The sequence below is a fragment of the Caldimonas caldifontis genome, assembly GCF_002930615.1.
Taxonomy (GTDB): domain Bacteria; phylum Pseudomonadota; class Gammaproteobacteria; order Burkholderiales; family Burkholderiaceae_C; genus Caldimonas; species Caldimonas caldifontis.
On record NZ_PSNX01000002.1, the window covers coordinates 114,680 to 135,616 of the forward strand.

At 63.5% G+C, this 20,937-nt stretch carries 17 protein-coding genes; 8 read left to right on the top strand and 9 right to left on the bottom strand.

The genetic code is table 11. The annotated features are described in order from the left end of the window. Positions 1 to 28: 28 nt before the first annotated feature. The 8 genes from tssH to C1704_RS02220 all read right to left on the bottom strand — a co-directional run bounded on the left by tssH (position 29) and on the right by C1704_RS02220 (position 9,512). The gene (gene tssH, locus C1704_RS02185) at positions 29 to 2,746 is read right to left on the bottom strand and encodes a type VI secretion system ATPase TssH (protein ID WP_104300557.1); all 2,718 of its coding nucleotides are present in this window, start codon (positions 2,744 to 2,746) and stop codon (positions 29 to 31) included. A 24-nt stretch (positions 2,747 to 2,770) separates the two neighbouring features. After that, positions 2,771 to 3,850, bottom strand: a complete 1,080-nt coding sequence (gene tssG / locus C1704_RS02190; RefSeq protein ID WP_104300559.1) for a type VI secretion system baseplate subunit TssG — start codon at positions 3,848 to 3,850, stop codon at positions 2,771 to 2,773. Beyond that, positions 3,814 to 5,676, bottom strand: a complete 1,863-nt coding sequence (gene tssF / locus C1704_RS02195) for a type VI secretion system baseplate subunit TssF (RefSeq protein WP_104300561.1) — start codon at positions 5,674 to 5,676, stop codon at positions 3,814 to 3,816. The genes tssG and tssF overlap by 37 nt, the downstream gene beginning before the upstream one ends. 2 nt (positions 5,677 to 5,678) lie before the next feature. Continuing rightward, positions 5,679 to 6,170: a type VI secretion system baseplate subunit TssE gene (gene tssE, locus C1704_RS02200; RefSeq protein ID WP_104300563.1), complete on the bottom strand. Its 492-nt coding sequence runs from the start codon at positions 6,168 to 6,170 to the stop codon at positions 5,679 to 5,681. Positions 6,171 to 6,246: 76 nt separating this feature from the next. Continuing rightward, positions 6,247 to 6,786: an Hcp family type VI secretion system effector gene (locus C1704_RS02205; protein ID WP_104300565.1), complete on the bottom strand. Its 540-nt coding sequence runs from the start codon at positions 6,784 to 6,786 to the stop codon at positions 6,247 to 6,249. Between the two features lie 38 nt (positions 6,787 to 6,824). After that, positions 6,825 to 8,309, bottom strand: coding sequence for a type VI secretion system contractile sheath large subunit (gene tssC / locus C1704_RS02210; RefSeq protein WP_104300567.1), 1,485 nt, complete (start codon positions 8,307 to 8,309; stop codon positions 6,825 to 6,827). Between the two features lie 4 nt (positions 8,310 to 8,313). Then, positions 8,314 to 8,829, bottom strand: coding sequence for a type VI secretion system contractile sheath small subunit (gene tssB / locus C1704_RS02215; RefSeq protein WP_104300569.1), 516 nt, complete (start codon positions 8,827 to 8,829; stop codon positions 8,314 to 8,316). A gap of 26 nt (positions 8,830 to 8,855) precedes the next feature. Further along, positions 8,856 to 9,512 (bottom strand): tetratricopeptide repeat protein, encoded by a 657-nt coding sequence (locus tag C1704_RS02220; RefSeq protein WP_146076018.1) that lies wholly within the window; start codon positions 9,510 to 9,512, stop codon positions 8,856 to 8,858. Positions 9,513 to 9,792: 280 nt separating this feature from the next. Between C1704_RS02220 and tssJ the strand changes: the two genes are divergently transcribed. Genes tssJ through icmH form a run of 3 tightly spaced genes read left to right on the top strand, consistent with a single transcriptional unit; the run spans position 9,793 to position 12,585 of the window. Then, positions 9,793 to 10,425, top strand: a complete 633-nt coding sequence (tssJ, locus tag C1704_RS02225; RefSeq protein WP_104300573.1) for a type VI secretion system lipoprotein TssJ — start codon at positions 9,793 to 9,795, stop codon at positions 10,423 to 10,425. Positions 10,426 to 10,450: 25 nt separating this feature from the next. Then, positions 10,451 to 11,803, top strand: a complete 1,353-nt coding sequence (gene tssK / locus C1704_RS02230) for a type VI secretion system baseplate subunit TssK (protein WP_104300575.1) — start codon at positions 10,451 to 10,453, stop codon at positions 11,801 to 11,803. Then, on the top strand, positions 11,800 to 12,585 hold the full coding sequence (gene icmH, locus C1704_RS02235) for a type IVB secretion system protein IcmH/DotU (RefSeq protein ID WP_104300577.1): 786 nt from the start codon (positions 11,800 to 11,802) through the stop codon (positions 12,583 to 12,585). Before tssK ends, icmH begins: the two co-directional genes overlap by 4 nt. Before the next feature lie 43 nt (positions 12,586 to 12,628). On the opposite strand, the gene C1704_RS02240 is transcribed toward icmH, so the two are convergent. Beyond that, complete coding sequence (locus C1704_RS02240) at positions 12,629 to 13,468, bottom strand: hypothetical protein (protein ID WP_146076019.1); 840 nt, start codon at positions 13,466 to 13,468, stop codon at positions 12,629 to 12,631. A 120-nt stretch (positions 13,469 to 13,588) separates the two neighbouring features. On the opposite strand from C1704_RS02240, the gene C1704_RS02245 reads away from it, so the two are divergent. The 5 genes from C1704_RS02245 (at position 13,589) to tagF (ending at position 20,924) form a co-directional block, all read left to right on the top strand. Further along, positions 13,589 to 14,440 (top strand): M15 family metallopeptidase, encoded by an 852-nt coding sequence (locus tag C1704_RS02245; RefSeq protein WP_104300581.1) that lies wholly within the window; start codon positions 13,589 to 13,591, stop codon positions 14,438 to 14,440. Positions 14,441 to 14,507: 67 nt separating this feature from the next. Next, positions 14,508 to 14,777, top strand: coding sequence for a PAAR domain-containing protein (locus C1704_RS02250; protein ID WP_104300582.1), 270 nt, complete (start codon positions 14,508 to 14,510; stop codon positions 14,775 to 14,777). Between the two features lie 24 nt (positions 14,778 to 14,801). Beyond that, positions 14,802 to 16,151 (top strand): hypothetical protein, encoded by a 1,350-nt coding sequence (locus C1704_RS17390; RefSeq protein ID WP_146076020.1) that lies wholly within the window; start codon positions 14,802 to 14,804, stop codon positions 16,149 to 16,151. Positions 16,152 to 16,173: 22 nt separating this feature from the next. Further along, on the top strand, positions 16,174 to 19,938 hold the full coding sequence (gene tssM, locus C1704_RS02260; protein ID WP_104300586.1) for a type VI secretion system membrane subunit TssM: 3,765 nt from the start codon (positions 16,174 to 16,176) through the stop codon (positions 19,936 to 19,938). Beyond that, complete coding sequence (tagF, locus tag C1704_RS02265) at positions 19,935 to 20,924, top strand: type VI secretion system-associated protein TagF (RefSeq protein WP_104300588.1); 990 nt, start codon at positions 19,935 to 19,937, stop codon at positions 20,922 to 20,924. Before tssM ends, tagF begins: the two co-directional genes overlap by 4 nt. Positions 20,925 to 20,937: the final 13 nt, after the last annotated feature.

Here is a 20,937-nt window from a genome sequence, read left to right on the forward strand (position 1 = left end):
GCTTCACTCCCTCAGGACTTCATGGCGCTCAGCTCACGCGGTACTTGAACTGACCATCCTTGCCCACACCGACTTTCACGCGGCCGATGGGCTGGCCTTCAGCCATGCGCGCGAGCACCGTCCGGGCCAGATCGGGCAAGAGGCTGCTGCCGAGCAGGTGATCGACCTTGCGGGCGCCCGTGTCAACCTCGGTGCAACGCGCCAGCACCGCTTCGACCAGCGCGTCGTCGTATTCGAAGCTGGCGTTGTGGTTCGTCTGGAAGCGCTCGCCGACGCGGTCGAGCTTGAGTCGGATGACGCGCTCGAGGACGTCGTCTGACAGCGGCCGATAAGGCACCACCTTGAGCCGCCCCAGGAAGGCGGGCTTGAAGGCCTTGTAAAGCTGCGGCCGAAGCAGTTCCTCCAAGGCCTCGGGGCTGGGCAGATCGTCGCCTGTCTTGTTCAGGCAGGCCTGCATCAGCGTGGACGATCCCACGTTGGAGGTGAGGATGATCAGGGTGTTGCGGAAGTCGATCTCACGGCCTTCGGCATCTTCCATCACGCCTTTGTCGAACACCTGGTAGAAAAGCTCCAGCACATCGGGGTGAGCCTTCTCGACCTCATCGAGCAGCACCACGCTGTAGGGCTTGCGGCGCACGGCCTCGGTGAGCACGCCACCTTCGCCGTAGCCCACATAGCCGGGCGGAGAGCCCTTCAGGCCCGAGACGCTGTGCGCTTCCTGGTATTCGCTCATGTTGATGGTGACCAGGCTGCGTTCCCCGCCGTAGAGGGCTTCGGCCAGAGCCAGGGCGGTTTCCGTCTTGCCCACACCGCTGGGGCCCACGAAGAGGAACACGCCCTGAGGTTTGTTCGGGTCCTCCAGCTGCGCACGCGCGGTGCGCACGCATTGGGCCACCGCGGCCAGGGCATGCGGCTGCCCGATGACACGGGACTCCAGGGTCTCCTGCAACTGCAGCACGGCCTGGATATCGTCCTTGACCATCTTGCCCAAAGGGACACCCGTCCAGGCCGCCACCACCTGGGCCACGGCCTGGGCGTCCACCTGCACCGGGACAAGCGGCGATTCGCCTTGGATCGCAGCGAGTTCGGCCAGTTTGGCCTGCAGCGCCGCCTGCCAGGGGCTCAGGCGCAGGGCTTGCTCCCCTTTCTTGCGCGCCTTCGACGGGGAGGCCGCCGAAGCGCCTTCGGACACCGGCGCTTCATCGCCGTCGCCGCCTTGCTCCAGGCGTTCACGCAGGCTCTCGATCTCCGCCGCCAAGTCCTGCTCCCGCGCCCAACGGACCAGATCAGCCTCCAGCGTGGACTGAACAGAACGTACCTCGGTGTCGAGCTCGGCCAGACGTGTGCGGTGGTCGCTGCCGCTGGCCGCCTCCTTGGTCAGGGCCTGACGCTCCGCCTCCAAAGCGCTCAGGCGGCGACGGCCCTCTTCGATGACAGCCGGAGTGGCGCGGCGCCCCAAGGCGACGCGCGCGCACGCCGTGTCGAGCACGCCCACGGCCTTGTCGGGCAACTGGCGGCCATTGATGTATCGGTGAGACAGTCGGACGGCTTCGACGATCGCCTCATCGCAGATGCGCACCTTGAAGTGCCGCTCCATCAGCGGCACCATGGCCCGCAGCATGTCGGCCGCCACAGGCTCGGAGGGTTCCTCGACTTTCACCACCTGGAAGCGGCGAGCCAAGGCCGCGTCTTTCTCAAAGTACTTCTTGTACTCACCCCAGGTGGTTGCTGCCACGGTACGGAGTTCTCCGCGGGCCAGCGCAGGCTTGAGCAGGTTCGCCGCATCATTCTGACCGGCCTGGCCGCCCGCGCCGATCATGGTGTGGGCTTCGTCGATGAAGAGCACGATGGGGTGCAGGCTGCGCTTGACCTCGTCGATGACCTGCTGAAGTCGATTCTCGAACTCACCTTTCACCGATGCCCCGGCCTGGAGCAGGCCCAGATCAAGGACGTGCACAGCCACGCCTCGCAGCGGCTCGGGCACATCGTCTGCGGCAATGCGCAGCGCCAGCCCCTCCACCACGGCGGTCTTCCCGACGCCTGCTTCACCGGTGAGGATGGGGTTGTTCTGGCGACGACGCAAGAGAATATCGATGACCTGGCGGATCTCCGCCTCACGCCCCACCACGGGGTCGATCGCGCCATCACGTGCTCGCTGCGTGAGGTTGGTTGTGTAGCGATCCAGTGCGGGTGTGGAGGCAGAAGAATCCCCCGGAGCGATCTGAAGCGGCGGCACCGAGGCACCGGCCGTGAGATCCAGCCCTGTGGAGGCCTCAGCGGAACCATCGGTCAGGCTATCGAGCCGATGCTTGAGCTCGTGCGCCGGGAACTCGAGCAACGCCGCTGAGGCACGGGCCGCCATCTGGCTCAAGCCTGGGTCGGTGATCAGCGCCAACAGCAGGTGCGCACTGCGAATGCGGGCTGCGTGGTTGTCCAAAGAGGCGATGAGCCACGCATGCTCCAGCCAGAGCGGCAGGCGCTGAGAAAACACCGGGGTGCGGGTGTTGCCGCTGGGAAGCCGGGCCAGTGCCGACTGCAGATCACGGCGCAGTCTGGAGGGAGACACCTCACAACGGTCGCACAGAAGGACCAGGTCACTGCGCGGTTCATCGAGCAAGGCCAGGAGGACATGCTCGATGTCCACCTCGTGGTGTCCATGGCTCATGCACAGGCTGGCAGCCCGCTCGGCCGCCTGGCGCGTGACGTCATTGAGCTTGGTGATCAGTGTCTTGAGGGAAGCTGACATGATGGTCGAAGAAAAATGGACGGATCAGGCCAAGGCCATGGCGTCGTACACAAGGTCTTCGCGATCGCGATCGGCGGGTCGCGTGCTGAGGAAGGAGGTCCACCCCAGGCGGGCCCCCGACGTGTCGGCCCTGGAGTGAAGCTGCGTGGGCCGGACGTGTTCGCGGCTCAGGCAAAGACAGACCTCGAACTCCAGAGAAACTCCGCAAGCCAGAGTGAGCAACTGCCGCAACGCCCGCGCACCGGGGGCACCAGGCAGGAAGTGGTCGAATCGCTGGCGGCTGAGCGGACCGAGACGCAGACGCACCCTCAGATCCCGCTGCCACAGGCGCTCGCCAACCACGGCGCTGTGGCCCAGCACGCCCCCCGGTTCGCCCAACCGGGTGCGTGCCCCTGCAGGCAGACGAACCCAGCGCCCCACGAAGGACTCCAGTTCGACCGGCACACCGAAGTGGGCCGACACCCAGGCTCGCAATTGCGGTCCGGAGATCTGTCGCCGCTGTTGGGCGGCGGCAAAATGAGCGATGGATTCATCATGCACGCCCCCTCCTGCTTCGCCCAGCAAACGATCGCGCAGGTTTGGGTGCCCCAATCCGGCGATCGATAGCACCAAGGGCAGGAAGCGCTCGCCTTGCTCCGCTTCATAGCCGATGGGCAGTCGGTGCTTCTTCCATGCCAGATAGAACAGCGCCACGGCTCGGTGGCTGAAGAGGTCGAGGAACGCACGGGCACCGGCATCTCGTGCAAACACTTCACGGTGAACCAGTGTCTCGGTGTAATGCAGCGGCAGGCTGCCATGCACGCCCAGCAGCCCCATGAAGGCGGGCGTGATCTCGAAGCGACGTGGAATCCCCGAGACCGAAGGGTCCTGCGAGGTGTGGCTGTCGACCACCCGCAAGGCCTCGATCTCGCTGGCTGGAAAGCTCAGGGAAAGAGAAGATCGGAAGCGCAAGCGGTGAACGAGAACGTCTTCGTCGTCCAAGCCCTCCTGCTGGACAAGCCAGCGCGCCAGCAGTCGCACCGCCTGGAAGAATTCGTGGCGATGGGGATCAGCCAGCAGCCGATCGATCACAGGAGAGATTGAGCGCCGCTGCGTGGAGAGCATGAGAGCAGTTCCTCGCCCGTGCGGGCGCAGACGAGCTTCAGTTGCGTGAAGCTGTTGAGATGCGCATACAACCCGACGAACCGATCAATCACCTGCGCGAACAAGTGCAGACCCACACCCACATAGCTGGATTCGTCCACCGTCAGGCGAACTTCCGTGCCACGCACGAAGGTGGCGTAGGGGCGTCCTGGCAACCAGGTCGTGGCCGAACGATAGTCCACAGCCACCATCCCATCCACCTGACGCTGGTTGATCGCGCTGCGCGGCAGGTCATAGAGCCTGAGCATCTCCTTGAGTGCATCAAGACCGCCGCGACTGAGCGACAGGTGATTGAGCGACAAGTGCGAGATGAGACGCCACAGCGCACCGTTCCCCCGCTCGAAGCGCTGTGAGGTGGTCGGCTTGCGCAGCAGACGGATCTCCTTGGCCAAGCTTCCCCCCTCGACCGAAAGGTCGCCTCCGGGCTGCCCGATGGCCAGTTGCGCCGGCAGATCCCGGTTGGTGGCCAGCACCTCGATCGAGAGGGTCTCTTGCTGTGCTTCGGCCGGGTTGAACTCGGGGTCCACCAAGCCGATCTCAACTTCGTAACCTGGACTGCGCTGAGCTACAGCGGCATCGCGCTGCGTGTACCAGTAGCGGGCAGCCACCTCTCCACGGGCAAGATCATCATGGCGCAAGGAGTAGAAAGGCCTGAACTCCTCAGCCCGCTCTCCGTGGGGTGTCTGGCGCACGCTCCATACCCGGGAGACAGCACACACCTCGTAGGCATGAGCCCGGCGGGCATCGACGAGGACAGGATAAGTGGTGCGGGTGTGCGTGACGCGGATCGGATCCGCCGGTGTCGGGAACAGGTTCACCACCGGGGTGCAGCCAAGCTGCAGGTGGCTCGCCTGCAGACCCTCAAGAAGTCGCGCAGCGTCGGAATCTGCTCGCAGGCCCCTCACGGGCACGTGCAGGGTCGCGCGGCGCAGCATGGCCCCCACTGTGGCCGAGCCTGTCATCGGTTGACCCGGCCAGGGCAGATCCACGAAGTTGAACTTGTCGGGAAACGCGAAGTATTCGGTCAACAGCCGATAGGCTGGATGAGAGCGGGCGTCCTGCTCGATCAAGGCCTGATCGTCTTCGAAGCCCACCACACAGGGCCGCTCAGGGTGCGGTCCGGACCAGGTCTGCCCTTCCCCGTACTCCAGCATCACGCCCAGTGAGTGCGCGCAAAGGGCTTCTCTCAGGGCACTGACCATCGACGGTTCACCGTCCAGATACACCCGCAACTGGCGGCCGAACATCCAAGCCAGGGAGAACTGCGGGGACGACGCCTCGAAGTGCAGGGAGATCACGGCGGTCGTCCCGGCAGGCCAACGCGTGCCCATGGGGGTGCGCATCGCCATGCGGAACTCGGCCTGCACCAAGCGCACAGGCAGCAGGTCCACATCGTAGGCGGTGCGGAACTGGCAGGTCACACCCCCCAGGGGACGGCTCTTGAGCAGCTCCGCTCTCGGCACTCGCACCGGCTCGCTCATCTGCGCAGCGGCTGCACCCAGATGAAACTGCGCGATCGAGCACGACGGAAAGGGTCTCATGTAGTGTGGGTAGAGAACCTCCAGGAGCGATTCCGTGAACAGCGGGAAATCATCGTCGAGCCGTTTGTGGACTCGTGCAGCCAGGAACGCGAAGGACTCGATGAGCCGCTCCACATGCGGGTCTTCGGACGACTCGCCATTCAACTGAAGGCGCGAGGCGATCTTCGGGTAGCGCTGGGCAAACTCCCGGGACTGATTGCGTAGAACGGCCAGCTCTCGCTCGTAGTGCGGCAACAGGTCTTGCATGCTCAATCTCCCCAGGGTGTGTGGCGCGCGGATCGACGTACCCGGTAGTGCTGGTTCGTCTGGTTCACCACCGCATCGAAGTTCACAGGCTCTCGGCTGCGTTCAAGCACCAGCCAGGCACGAATGGAAAAATGAATCTTCTGGGACGCGAACTCACCTGTCTCCAGGGACACCTCCACGGCGCTCAGCCGGGGTTCGTGCGCTGAGATGGCGGCTTCGATCGATCGACAGATGCGCCGCCGATCATCCGGACTCGCCAGGCTCATCCCAGAGAAGTCCACCATCCCGTAGGACAGCACAGAACGGGCGCTCAGCGGCCAATCGTCGAAGGTCTCCGCGGTCAAGCAGCTTCGCGTGTTGAGCAAGGCCTCAAGATCGCGAGCCACACGGTCCTTCATCTGCTCCAAAGACAGCCAAGGCAAGGCATGGGAGGAAGACTCACCAGGATCCTCGTCGATCAGACAATCCAGGAGCGAGGGTCGATAGCGCTGCATGGCGTTGGATGGGGCATCTCGTGAGGGACAAAAAGAAAGGCGGACGAGTCCGCCTCTCTTCGTTGAGCCCTCTGGATCAGCTGAAGTTGGGCACGTTCTTGGCCAGATCCCACGCACCGGTGATGTTCACCTTGCCGGACTTGTCGCCGGTGATGTTCAGTTCGTCGTAGGTCCAGCGCACAGCCGAATACTTCAGCGTGAAAGTCTCGGACGGCACACCCTCACCATTGACCGTGGGAGCCACCGACGAAACGATGACGTTCTTCAGTTCCACCTTGAGGTACTGGTGACGGCTCTGCGTGCCCGAAGGGCTGCCCACGTTGTTCTTGCCGCCATGTGCACGGTAGAAGTACACGACGACATCGCCAATGATGGTGCCGGCCGAGCAGGCTTGCAGCAACTTCGGGGTGGCGCCATCGATGTCCTTCGTGAAGGTCATTTCACCGTGCTCACAACGCTCGGCCGTGTGGCCTCCCGCGGTGGATGCCGTAGCTGACTTCGGCTGACGGACCACGTGACTCCAGGTATAGACCTCGACGGTGTCCTTGTGTTTGGAGTCGCGGGAGTCGCCTTTGATGTCGCTTCCCTTGAATTCGACGTAAATGTCCTTTGCCATTAAATAGTCCTCCGCTGATATGGATGGAGCGTTGTGAATCAGCCCTTGCCACCTTGCGGCAATTCAGCCACAAGGCGCAAGGACACGGAAAGTTCGTCCAGCTGGAAGTGAGGACGAACGAATGACACCGCCCGGTACACGCCGGGACGGCCTGGAACTTCCGACACCTGCACTGAAGCCTCCCGTAAGGGGAACTGGGCCTTGGTCTCCTGGGACGCCGCATCATCCGAGGTCACGTACTGAGAGATCCATCGGTTGAGGTAGTCCTCGACATTGGAGGCCGAGGCGAAGCTGCCGATCTTGTCGCGCATCATCGCCTTCATGTAGTGCGCAATGCGGCACACAGCGAACATGTACTGCAACTGCGCGGAAAGAACGGCATTGGCATTGGCCGCATCGAGATCGTACTTGCGGGGCTTCTGGGTGGACTGCGCACCGAAGAAGGCCGCATAGTCGGTGTGTTTGCAATGCACCAGGGGAATGAAACCCAGGTCGCTGAGCTCCTTCTCTCGCCGGTCCGTGATGGAAATCTCGGTAGGGCACTTCAAGGCGATTTCACCGTCATCGGTCTTGAAGGTGTGGGTGGGAAGGTCTTCCACCAGACCACCGCCTTCGACGCCGCGGATCGCCGCGCACCACCCATAACTCTCGAAAGCCGCCGTCAAACGAGCCGCAAAGGCATACGCGGTGTTCACCCACAGGTAACGGTCATGGTGGCTTCCATCCACATCTTCGACGAAGTTGAAGCCCTCGACCGTGGTACCGTCCTTCGGGTTGTAGGGCAAACGGCCCAGGAAGCGCGGCAGGGTCAGTCCCACATAGCGCGAATCCTCAGACTCGCGGAAGGACTTCCACTTTGCATACTCGACCGTGTCGAAGACCTTGGCCAGGTCGCGAGGTTTGCCCAGATCCGTGAACTCTTCCAGGCCGAACAGTTCCGGAGATGCTGCGGACACGAACGGGGCGTGTGCCGCCGCGGCCACGTGGGACATCTGTTCGACAAAGTACATGTCCTCCGGCTGGCGGCCGATCTGGTAGTCGCCGATCAATGCGCCAAAGGGGGAGCCGCCGAACGTGCCAAATTCCTCCTCATAGACCTTTTTGAAGAGCGTGCTCTGGTCGAAGTCGATGGCCGTGTTGAAGTCCCGCACGAGCTCCTTCTTGGTCGCGTGCATGACCTTGATCTTCATCATCGACCCAGTGGACGTGTGCTTGCACAGATAGTGCAGCCCCCGCCAGGTGGATTCGAGCTTCTGGAACTCGGGCGCATGCATCACTTCGCTGAGCTGCGCGGAGATGAGCGCATCGATCTGTGCAACACGGGCATCGAGCGTGGCCGAGAGATTCTCGGAGAGAACAACCGTGCCTTGAAGCACTTCGCGAACGAGCTCGGAAATGATGTCCCGGGCCCGTTCATGCTCGGTCGCAGACTTGGCCACACGGCTTTGCTCGACGATGCGATCCAGCAAAGAACCTTCGTCAGCACGGGCCTGGGGTGCCGGGGCAAGAACTTGTGCGCTCATGGCTTCACTCCTTGGTCGTCTGGGCTTCCTGACCCAGGCGGTGCAGTTGATCGGTATTGCGAAGCACCTCGTCGAGCAAGTCCTCGAGTTTCTCGTTGCCAGCCAGCTTGTTGCGCAGATCAGCCAGTCGGGTCCGCGCCTCCAGCAGCCGGCGCAGCGGCTCTACCTGCGCCACCACGGATTCAGGCCGGAAGTCATCGATCTGCTTGAACTCCAGATTGACGGCAAACTCTCCGCCCTCTTCGCTGAGCACGTTACGAACACGATAGGAGGCCCGAGGCGCCATCCCCGCCATCACCTCGTCGAAGTTGTCCAGATCGACATTGACGAACTTGCGGTCCTTCAGCCGCGGCGGTGGAGCATCGTCGGAGGGCTTCCCCACAAAGTCGCCCAGGACACCCACCACGAAGGGAATCTCCTTCTGCTCGATGGCATCGCCGATCTCGACGTCATAGGTCAACTGGACCCGAGGCGGGCGCACCTTCTCAAGGCGCTTCTGAACGCTGTCTTTCTTGGCCATGAATGTTCCTGCTGATGGATGAGCGCTTACTGAAGGGCGCTGAAGGGATTGCGGGAGCCAGCGGCTGCCGGCCTGGGGGGAACTTCGTCGGGAACCCGGACCGAGGGTCGGGATGCGGGAACCGCCGCGGCCTCTTTGCGGCGGCCGGCGACTGGCGCCGTCCTCTGCGACGGGGTGTCGGGCTGGATGGACGCCGCGGGCGGCACCAGCAGCGGTTCACCGACCGCTTCGCGAATGGTTTGCGCCAAAGACTGGGCCTCCTCGCGTGTGCTTCCCTGCACGGCATTGCGCTCTCTGAGGTGGCTCAGCGCCAGGGCCGAGGAACGCAGACCGGCAACGGCCATGATGCTGTGCGCGGTGGTATCGGCGAGGTCTCGCTGCAACGCCTCCTGGGCCGCCACGATGGCCTGTCCGTACCGACGGGCCTCGAGATGCATCTGGGCTTGTCTCACCCAGGGCTCCTTGGCCGCGGGGTGGGCTCTGGCAGCCTGTTCAAGCAGGCTGAATGCCTGGCTGAGATCACCCGCTTCTTGGGCGGAGCGGGCCTGGGAAAGCGCCTGAGGCAAATCGACTGGCGCATGTTTGTCGGTCGCCATGGGTGTGCTGGAACACGCCGCCAGCAGCATCACTGCGCCTGTGGCGCAAACGTGACGCAGCGCCGCCTTGAGTGCTTTTTGGTCCATCAAGAAGACCCCTCACCTGTCGTTGGTCCTGTGGCGGGTTGCGCATCTGCCGCTGATGACGGTCTTCGTGCTGCACCTTCGTCCCGCTCGAATGGCTGCGGATTAAAGCGCAGCTTCACCGTTTGCGGCTAGGCCTTCCGGGGCAGCGTTACACAGAATTACCTGTTGAAACAGTGCGTCACCATATCCCCCCCGAACGGGTGAGTGCCTTCTCCCCGACAACTTTCCTAGACTCGGCCCGCTTTGCATCACAACAAGCATCGTCTCAGGGAAAAAAGCCATGTTGCGCCGCGCGCCACCGATGTTCACGTTGCTCGTTCACCTCTTCTGGGTGATCGCTCTCGGGACCATCGGTGGTTGCGCCAGCGCTGACAAGATGACTGAAGGCACAGGAGGTCTTGCCACCCGCGCGCTGCGTCTCGTGGGGCTGGCGCCAAGCGATCCTCCTGCAGCCGCAAACCGTGCCACCACGGTCACGGTCCGCATGCATGCGAGCAGTTCGCTGAACGTGAATCCTTCCGGACAGCCGCTGTCCCTGGTGACCCGGATCTACAAGCTCCGGGGAACCGAGGCCTTTCTCTCCGCTCCCTACGAAACCTTCACCTCTTCATCGCGCGAGCGCGAACTGTTGGGCGATGAGCTCATCGAAACGCGCGAGATCCAGATGCTTCCAGGTCAGCAGCGCGAGTGGCGAGAGGTCATGCCTGCGGACGCACCCTTTCTCGGGGTGGTGGCGCTCTTCCGCACGCCTGATGCTCAGCGTTGGCGCGCGGTCTTCGCCGCCGGCGATGTAGCTGGAACTGGAATCTCTCTGGGCCTGCATGCTTGCACGATGAGCGTGGCCACTGGCCGGGAACTCAGTCAATCCTTGGCTCAGTCCGTTCCAGCGGCCGCGACGTGCACGGCTCGGTAAGGCCCCTTACTTTCTCGAACCGCCTGTGATTCATTCTTCAAAAATTCTCTGGGGCGAAGGCCTGTTCCTGCGACCTCAACACTTCCAACGACAGGATGCCTACCACGAGTGGCGCCTGGCTCAAGCCATGCAGGCCGTGCACCCTTATGCATGGGGCATCCGCCACCTGCGCATCGACGAGGATGCGTTGCGCACGGGCCTGCTGCGCGTTCTGGAACTTCAGGCCATCCTGCCCGACGGTGACCTCTACGACGCGCCGCGCGACGACATCCTTCCCGACGCTGTCAACCTGAGTCAGCTGGAGACCCAGCATGCCGACACGGTCTTCCACGTCGCAGTGGCACCCATGCGCCGTACGGGGCGCAACCACCACGAGACCGACGTACACAGCGGCATGGACATGCGCTACCAGCAAAGCCGCGAGGATGAAGCTGCGGACTGGTTCACCGACGCCGTGGCCGCCGAAGTGGTGCTGCTCAAAAAGACCGCGCATCTCCTGACCGAGCATGCAGCGCGTGATCATGTGGTGAGCCTGCCCTTGCTGCGCGTTCGGCGCAAGGCCTCCGGAGGGTTCGAGATGGACCGCCAGTTCATGCCTCCTTCGGTCTGCATTGAGTCGTCGGCCTCCCTTTTGGCGATGCTGCGCAGGCTCCTGGAAGCGCTCCAGGCCAAGGCCGATGCCCTGATCGGTCTGCACCGAGAACCATCAAAGCACATCATTGAGTTCCGTTCCGGGGACGTTGCCTCGTTTTGGCTGCTGCACACGGTGAACATGGCTTACGCATCGCTGGCGCACCTCGCGCGGCACCCCGGTCTCCATCCAGAACGTCTCTACCAGGGCTTGCTCGAACTGGCCGGAGCACTGACGACCTTTTCGAAGTCCTACACCTTGGCGGACCTGCCTGCCTATGACCACAATCACCCGGAAACCTGCTTCACCCAGGTCGACCACATCGTGCGCGAGCTGCTGGAGGCAGTGATCTCCACGCGCTACTTCGCCATAGCATTGCATGAAAGCAAGCCGTCTTTCCACGTCGGCCGCATCGACAGTGAACAGATCCAGGCTTCAACGTCTCTTTTCCTTGGCATCTCGGCAGCTTTGCCCGCATCGGAGTTGATCGAGTCTGCGCCGCTGCGCATCAAGGTCGGCGGGCCCGACGACGTTGACAAGCTCGTGCTGTCTGCCATGCCCGGGGTGCGCTTGCTGCACGCACAGCAGGTGCCTGCAGCCATCCCCGTGCGCCCAGGCATGCAGTACTTCTCGCTCGAAGCCCGAGGACCGCTGTACGAACGGATGCTGAAGTCTCAGGCGGTGGCTTTCTATGTGCCGCAAGGATGGCCAGACTTGAAGCTCGAACTGATCGCTGTCAACCCATGACCCACACACAAGCGCCTTCGCTCTTCGCCGATACCGAGGTTCTGCAGCCCGCTGCAGCGAAAGCAGGGCCTCATCACCCATCAGGCCGTCTCGTGGACTTGCTCTACGAGGGCTTCTACATGCTTTTCTTGCTCAAGAACAAGCACAGCCCCACCGACGCACAGACCCTGCGCAATAGCATCCGGGACTTCCTCACCGAGTTCGAACGCAACTCGATGCAGGCGGACGCCAGCGCGGAGGATGTCTACTTGGCAAAGTACGCCTTTTGCGCCTTGGTGGACGAAACCGTCCTCACGTCGTCATTCAAGGTCCGAGACGAATGGGAGCGGCAACCCCTCCAGCTCCAGTTCTTCGGTGACCAGCTGGCCGGCGAAAACTTCTTCGTGCATCTGGAACAGCTTCGCCAACAAGGTGCTGCCCGACTGGCCGCACTCGAAGTCTTCCATATGTGCCTGCTGCTCGGTTTCCAAGGGAAGTATCTCCTGGAAGGACCTGAAAAGCTTGGCTACCTGACCGCACGGCTGAGTGACGAGATTGCCCACCTGAAAGGTCGCAAGTCCAGCCTTGCACCTCACTGGGCCCCTCCGGATCGCATCCGGCATGTGTTGCGCTCGGTCACACCGCTGTGGGTGCTGGCAGGCGGATTCCTGCTGCTCGCACTGGCCGCTTTTGCCGGCCTGAGAACAACGCTCTCTCACCAAACCCGCAGCACGCTGGCCGAGTACCAGCAACTCGTTCAGCTGCCACCACAGGCGGCACACCTCGTCATCACGCTTCCATGACCGAAAGGTCTGCGACGCGGCCAGCCCAGCAGGCTGCAGCCCTTCACGGACGCCCGGAGTTCAGTCCGTCAACAGCGCAGCCGGCGTGCTGGGCACCTCGCGCCTGGCAGATGCGGGCCTGGCAAAGCTGTGCTTCCAGCCCGCCCAGCGAGTTGCAGCGACGCAGCAATTCCTCTGTTGGAAGCGTGGGCTGGATCAGCACCACATCCTGGCTGGCTGGCGGTGCGCCCGCACCCGCCGTGCTGGAACGATACGAGCCCAGACCTGCGGGCGCTGCACGCGTCATCAGCACTTCGATCACCTCTGCATCCGGGTCGGTCGCACGACGCCCTGCGATGCGTTTGCTGGCTGGGTTCGTTTCACGCACGACGGGCACGGCCGACGGCCTGCGTGATTCGCTCGACCGCGAGGGTGAAGCTTGCGGCGGAACCTCAGAGAGCGGGTGGACGGCTTCAGACACGGCATCTTCAATGGCCCGGTCATTGGAGACCTGCAGTTCCACCGATTCAATGCGGGCGGCATCCGGCGCCGCCACGGCCTTGGGATCTGGCCAAGGTGCGGCAATGCGCGCTTGCTGCTGCGACACGTTGCTGACATCGACAGCCACTGGTGTGGCTGGCCATGATGATGGTCTCGCGGGCCGCGATGACCCCACCCACCACACCCAGCCCACGATGCCCACGGCGAAGGCGCCTGCCAACGTCATCCACAGTCTGATGAGCGAGCGAGGCTTGCTCTGGGCTCGCTGGCGATGGTCAACCACGTCGAGGATGCCTGGACCATCGTCCAACTCATTCACATCCGAGGGTGCCCGGCCGGACGGCGATGCGAACAGACTGGGGACGAGCCCTTGTCCGGAAGGGGTGTGCAACTTGTTATCCATATGTGCTCCCTGGTGCGCAGCACATGCACAGATGCGAGCGCAGCGCGGCCTCGATTCTAGAAAGGCCTCACGGCTTTGTGTGATACCGCAATGACCGGTTACAACGAAGGAGATTCCCTGATGCCCTGGATCCTGACCCTCGCGATCCTTGGCGGCCTGGCCTTGTCTTGGTGGGCCCTGCCGGAGTTGCGCGCCGTCTCAGGCGAATGGATCCGCCGACGCCTCGGGGCCTGGAACTCACGCCGTCGCCACCGCCAAAGCAACGAACCACGCCAACCGATTGGCACAGAGATCCGACAGCACCTGGTTGGCCTGGCGCGTCTTCCGGAGAACCAGTTCCGATGGCAAGAGACGCTGATGGCGTTGCTGCTGGTCGGTCTCCCCCCCGCACTTGCGTGGTGGTTACACGACGAGCGACGCGTTGCCGACCATGGGATCGCCCATGTGCAGACTCGCGCGGTGAACGACCACGTGGCCTGGCTTCTGGAAGGAGAACGTCTCAGCCCACCCGCGCCACCACCGCCAGCCGTGTTCGAGACGACGGAAGTCGAAACGCTGCGACCTGGTCTTGCGCAGGCCAGTCGTGACTGGTCGCTGCTGGACGAGGATTTCCGTCAACGTCTGCTGCTCGTGTTTCGCCTGATGCAGGAGCGGTACGGCTACGAGATGGTGCTGATCGAGGGATATCGAAGTCCTCAGCGGCAGGCACAGCTGCAATCGATGGGGGTGCATGTCACCAACGCGGGTCCTCACGAAAGCTATCACCAGCACGGTCTGGCCGCCGACAGCGCCTTTCTGCGTGACGGCAAGCTGGTCCTCTCGGAAAAAGATCCATGGGCCATGGAGGGCTACCGACTCTATGGCGAGTTGGCCGAATCCGCAGGGCTCACCTGGGGCGGTCGCTGGAAGATGCGCGACTACGGCCACGTGGAGTTGCGATCCATTGCGATCGGCAGACGACACCATCAGTAACAGGTTACACACGTCACCATCGCTAGACTTCGTGTCACAACAGAACATCAACGTGCAGGGAGTGCACATGTCACGTCCATTCATCGTGCTCGGCGACAAGACCAGCCACGGCGGCACCGTCGTGGAAGCTTCAGCCTCGACCGATACCCACGGCCAACGCATCGCGCGCGTTGGCGACAAAGTCACCTGCCCTCGCAAGGGCCATGGTCGTGTCACCACGATCGCCACCGGTGATCCGACGATGCTGATCGATGGCAAGCCTGCCGCACGCCATGGAGACCTTACGGCTTGCGGGGCCACACTGATCGCCTCCCAATCCATCAGCACTGTCGGCTGATCGCAGCCTGCCGGAATTCAGCCCATGCGCAAGACCATGTGGTTCGGCTTGGCCGTGCTCGCCCTCGTGCTGGCAATCGTTGCCGCTATCGTCACGTCGCCACCCGACGGTGCCCACGACGCGGGTGGTCGCCCCTGGATGCCGTGGCTCCTGCTGGTCGGCTTTGGCGCCATCACTCTGGGGTCGTTCCACGCCTTGTCCAACCGCCACATCAAGGCTCCTGCCGCCGCATCGCCCAGCAGCGCGGCATCCGTCCACGCCCCCACAGAAGAAGCACCCCACCCAACGGCCTCGCCAGCGCCCTTGAACATCCTGGCATGCGCGGTAGCCACCGTGGCAGGTCGGGACACCGCGACAGTGCTGCAGACTCTCTGCGATGCTCCCCCGCTGCCGTCCCCAGACCCCGAACTGATCGATGACCGCGGCCTGCCTCGCCTCAGCGCCCGCTGCCAGGATCTCGAACTCGATGGTCTGGCATCTGCCTTGAGTGCGGTGCAGCCGCAATCACCTCTGCCACGCCCGAGTGTCCAGCGCGCCCTGGCACTGCAGTTGATCGCGCTGGAGGGTTTGCAGGACACGCTTGCTCGCAAGCCAGCGGCTGATGGCCTCGACGTGCTTTGGATGGTTCCCACGCACTGGTCTGAGCGGGAGCGGGCACAGGCCCAGGCCTGGCTTGCAGCAGCGCTGTCGGGGTTGCAAGGAGCCAGTACCCCCGCCCCTCGCATTCACCTGGTTGGTGCAAGTGAGCCTGCAACCACACTGCAGCGCCTGCTTGTTCACGCCAGTACGTCACGGTGCAACGATGTGCCTACAGGTTTCGTGCTCGCACTGGCCTGCGACTCTCGTGTGGATGCAGAGGCTGGAGTGGATGCTTCGCGCGGAGCCCCCCCTCTGCCTCCCGGAGAAGGTGCTGCAGCGCTGGCCTTGCGTCGAAGCACCGAGGGTGCACCGTCGATGATGCCGACGGCCGAACGGCAGTGCGCACGGGTGCAAATCTTCACCCCCACGCAGCCTTCTGGCGATGCAGCCGCCCCCACAGGCTCGCCCTCGCTGCGGGAACTCGTCGAGCGGGCGCTTGAGGGCCCTGAAGCCTGTAAGCGCGTCACCTGGGCAGTCTCTGACATCGGTCTGACAGGTCCATCTGCACGCGATGTGCTGGACTGCCTTGTCGAGCGACTGCCCGGACTGGATCTTTCACAGCGTCTGTGCCGTATGGGTGTGGCCTGCGGCGACCTGGGCGCTGCCACGTCCCTCGTTGCATTGGCCCTGGCCAGCCAGGCAGCTTCTCAAGCTCCGACGATGATGCTGCTGTCTGGCCTCAGGCCAGCCGTGGCCCTTCTGACTCCTTCCGGGCAGACCCTCGACCAGGGCTGATCTGACATTCCCCGGTTCCACCATGCAAAGCCTCCTGAACTTCCTGTCCCACCCCGTCTTCCTGCGGATCATGGGCTGGCTCGCGCTGATGGGTTTCGTCACCGTGGGTGCCCTGAGCTTCGACCTCCCGATGATTTGGGCCGTCGCGCTCGTTCTGATGATCGCAGTCGTCATGCTGGCTTCGTGGCTCGTGAGGCGGTGGCGCTCACGGCGCGCTTCACGCGAGCTGGAAGAGGCACTCGATGCACAGAACGCCCAGTCCTCCCGACTGGAAGAAGCCCGCAAGCATCGGGAAGATGTGCTGGTGCTCCGCGAGCGCATGCGCAAGGCGCTGCAGACCATCAAGGGATCCCGTCTCGGGCAAACCTCCGGAAAAGCCGCACTCTACGAGCTTCCCTGGTACATGGTGATCGGCAACCCTGCTGCCGGCAAAAGCTCGGCCATCGTGAGGTCAGGGTTGCGGTTCCCGTTCTCGGACGACGCTGGGAACATCATCCAAGGCATCGGAGGGACCCGGAACTGTGATTGGTTCTTCACGGCCGAAGGCATCCTGATCGATACCGCGGGCCGCTACAGCGTCCACGAAGAGGATCGCGGGGAATGGCTGGGTTTTCTCGGTCTGCTGAAAAAGTACCGTCCCAAGGCGCCGATCAACGGCATCGTGATTGCAGTCAGCGTGGCTGAGCTCTCTTCCCAGCGGCCTGAGCAGAACATCCATCTGGCCAAGCAGTTGCGCCACCGCATGCAGGAACTGACCGAGAAGCTGGAGGTGATCGCGCCGGTCTATGTGATGTTCACCAAGGCCGATCTCATCAGCGGTTTCGTCGAGTTCTTCGAGGACCGCGAGCGCAGCGAACGCGATCGCGTGTGGGGAGCCACCCTGCCCTACGACGCCGAGGGGCGCGCAGACACCCTGGGCCTTTTTGAGCGGCACTTCGACGAACTCTACGAAGGTCTCAAGGCAGCTTCCGTGGCACGCATGTCGCTGCATCGGGGCGAGAAGCTTCCACCCGGCGTCCTCACTTTCCCGCTGGAATTCGCCGGGCTCAAGCCTGCGCTGTCGGTGTTCATCGCCACCCTGTTCGAGGACAACCCCTACCAATACCGCCCCAGTTTCCGCGGCTTCTACTTCACCAGCGCCGTGCAGGAAGGCGAGTCTTCCAGCCGGGCCAGCGAGCGTGTGGCGCGCCGCTTCGGGTTGTCACTACAGTCTGGCACGACCGCCAGCGTCTACTCGCATGCCGGTTTCTTTCTCAAGGAACTGTTTTCGCGTGTCATCTTCGCCGATCGCGACCTCGTGCGTCAGCACCGATCGAAGTCCACGCAACGCTGGCGCCAGGTCACCGTCATTGCGGGCATGGCCACGCTCGGACTGTGCCTCGCCTTGTGGACCTGGTCGTATGCAAACAACCGGCAGTGGGTGACCAACCTGCAGCGCGATCTGGACCAGGTGACACGCCTGCAGGCCGCGTCTCCTGATCTTGCGTCCCGCCTCGAGGCCCTCCTGATCTTGCAAGACCGACTCATCCAGGTGCAGGCCCTCGAGCGCAACCGTCCGTGGGCGCTCTCGTTCGGCCTCCAGCAGGGTTCTCAGCTTGAGGAACTGCTGCGGCGGGAGTACTTCCACGGCGTGCGTGAAGTCATGCTCAAGCCCGTGGCTGAGAGCATCGAGGCCTATTTGGCTGCAGTGCGCGAGAACGCTGCTCTCTTACAGGAAGGCTCTCCTTCAGCGACCACCGCTGCCGTTGCCCCGGCAGCCGCCAGCTCCGCGTACACCGCGGCTTCACCCACCAGCGTCACGGATGCTTACAACGCGCTCAAGACCTATCTCATGCTCGCGGACCGTCAGCGCGCCGAACCCGGTCACCTGGGTGACCAGATCACCCGATTCTGGCGGGGGTGGCTGGAGGTGAACCGAGGCGGCATGGCCCGCGAGCGCATGCTGGAGGTGGCAGAGCGTCTGATCGCCCATACAGTGACCCAGACGCAGGATCCCGCCTTCCCCCAGCTGACCAACAACCTTGCGTTGGTGGACGAGACGCGAGGCGCCCTGCGCGGCGTGGTACGCGGGATGCCCGCGCGTGAACGCGTGTATGCCGAGATCAAGGCCCGCGCCTCCACCCGATTCGCCCCCATGACGGTGGCTCGGGCACTGGGAGAAGCCGACCGGGATCTGTTGTCCGGCAGCCATGCCGTCTCTGGTGCTTTCACTCGCCAGGCCTGGCGCGAGTACGTGCAAGGTGCCATCCGTGACGCGGCCCATCAGGCCCTGCAGACGGACGACTGGGTCCTCAAGAGCACGGTGCATAACGATCTCACACTCGATGGCAGCCCGGAGCAGATCCAGAAGGCCTTGACCGAGGCCTACAAGTCGGAATACATCGCCCAATGGCAACGTTTCGTCCAAGGCGTGAACGTTCAGCCCTTTGGCAGCTTCGAGCAGGCCGTCGTGCGTATGAACCGATTGGGCGACCCGGCCAGTTCTCCGCTGGGGCGCCTCGTGGCGGTGGTGCACGAGGAAACAGCCTGGGACCAGCCGCCCATCACGACCGAACGTTCGGCCGCCATGCGTCGTGGCTTTGCGGAGTGGTTCCGACAGGTGGTGCTTCGCCGCGCACCGCCGCAGGTGAATGTCCAGACCGGCGCGGAAGGGTCTGCACCGCCGGATCGCGCGCAGGGTCTGCTGGTCAGTCAGGCATTCTCAGGCATCTCGCGCCTGATGGTCGCCCGGGACGATGGCGGAAGCCTGATGCGCACCTACCTGGAAGGCTTGGCCAGGCTTCGCAGCCGGTTCAACCAAATCCATACCCAGGGCGAGGCCGGCCCGGCCAGCGTGCAGTTGCTGCAGCAGACGCTCCAGGGACAGTCCGAGTTGTCGGAATTGCTCAAGCTTGTGGACGAGCAGATGCTCAATGGCCTGGGAGACAGTGCCAGGGACGGCCTGCGCCCACTCCTTGTCCGCCCACTGATGCAGGCCTACGACATCCTCATCCCTTCGGCCGAGGACGAAATCAACCGTATCTGGGAGGCCCAGGTGCATGGGCCCTTCGAGGCCACGCTGGCCGACCGTTATCCCTTCAAGCCGCAGGCTCGTGTGGAAGCTTCGGCCTCAGACCTCGCCAAGATCTTCGGCCCGGAGGGGGCGGTCGCCCGTTTTGCAGACAAGACGCTGGGCCCATTGGTGATCCGGCGTGGCGATACCCTGGCACCGCGCACCTGGGCCGACATGGGCATCCGGCTCAATCCGGAATTCACGGCTCGATTCGCCAACTGGGTCGGTCCGCTGGGGGCTGCAGCAGGCTCGGGATCCACACAGCACGCGGAGGCTTCTGCCGAACAGACCCTCTTCCAGATCCTGCCCCAGCCCGCTCCAGGCCTGACCGAGTACAGCCTGGAGATCGATGGCCAGGCCCTGCGCTACCGCAATGCAGCGGCAACCTGGACACACTTCGTGTGGCCCGGTCCGCAGCACACTCTCGGGGTGCGTCTGCATGGCGTGAGCTTTGACGGCACCACCGTGGAGTTCTTGCACGAACCTGGCCGCTTCGGACTGGAGCGCATGGTCAACAGTGCCCAGCGCCGCCGCATCGATGACCAGACCCACGAGTTGCGATGGACGCGCGGAAACCAGAGCGTTGCGGTGCATCTGCGCATCATCGCCACTCCCGGTGCCACCGCAAAAGGGCAAGGCAACGGCTCGGCTGGCCTGGGCAGCGCTCCGCTACCACGCACCATTGCAGGCAACGGATTTGCCCGGACCAGCGTGACGTCCGGAGGGGCCCGATGACCGCTTCGCGCGCACCGATCCAGTTCGTCTATTTCGGCAAACTGCCATCCCGAGGCGACTTTCTGCGCAGCAGTTCGGCCAGTACCCCGCTGGTCCAGACGCTGGATCGATGGATGTCACGCACCATGGAGCTGATGGCCAGTGATCCTCGGTGGAAGCAGGTGTACGACGAAGCTCCCCCGGCTCAGTTTGCCTTCCTGGGTGCCCGCCGCACCGTCGGACTGGCCGGGCACCTGATGCCCAGCCATGACGCTTCCGGTCGGCGCTACCCCTTCATCGTGGCCGGATCCTTCGATGTGCCTGAGCCAGCAAGCTTTCTGGGGACCAGCCCCTTGACCCTGTCGGGCTTGTGGACACGTCTAGAACAAGCCTCTCAACTCGCCCATGCCTGTGAGGACGCTGACGGTATTCACGACGCTCTGGCCAAAGCGGAGCAGCAACTCCACCAACCGCTCCCGGTACCCACACCGCACTTCCAGGAGTTTTTGCAGACCCAGTCCCTGGCTTCCCTGGAGGCGCTGCTGGGGGACGGAAGACCCCTCTCCTCGCTGCGCCAGACCCTTCTGGCCCTGGGCCTGTTGTTGCAGCCCGTACTGACGCATGGCGCTGCGCGGCTGGAGCGAGGGGTGATGCTGCCCCTTGTGAAGGACCCCCTGTATCGACCTTTCATTGCTGCGTTCTGGCTGGACCTCATTGCTGGATTTGTCAGGCGCAGCGCGCTTGAACTCGGCATCTTCGTCACCCGCACGCAGGGAACGCCCATCCTGATCGTGGGCTTCAACGGCGCATGCCCCCGTAGCCTGCGCACCGTGTTCGACCCACAGAGCTGCTCCCACGACAACATCGAGTTCTCTCGCTCAGACTGGGTCGAACGCTCGGTGGATACCGACTATGGCCTCAAGAAGCTGTCGAGCTATCTGCGGGACCCGCAGCTCACGCTCAGTCAGGCGCGCCAGACCTTTCGTGAAACTTTTCTGGGAGTCTGAGTGCTCTCGTCTG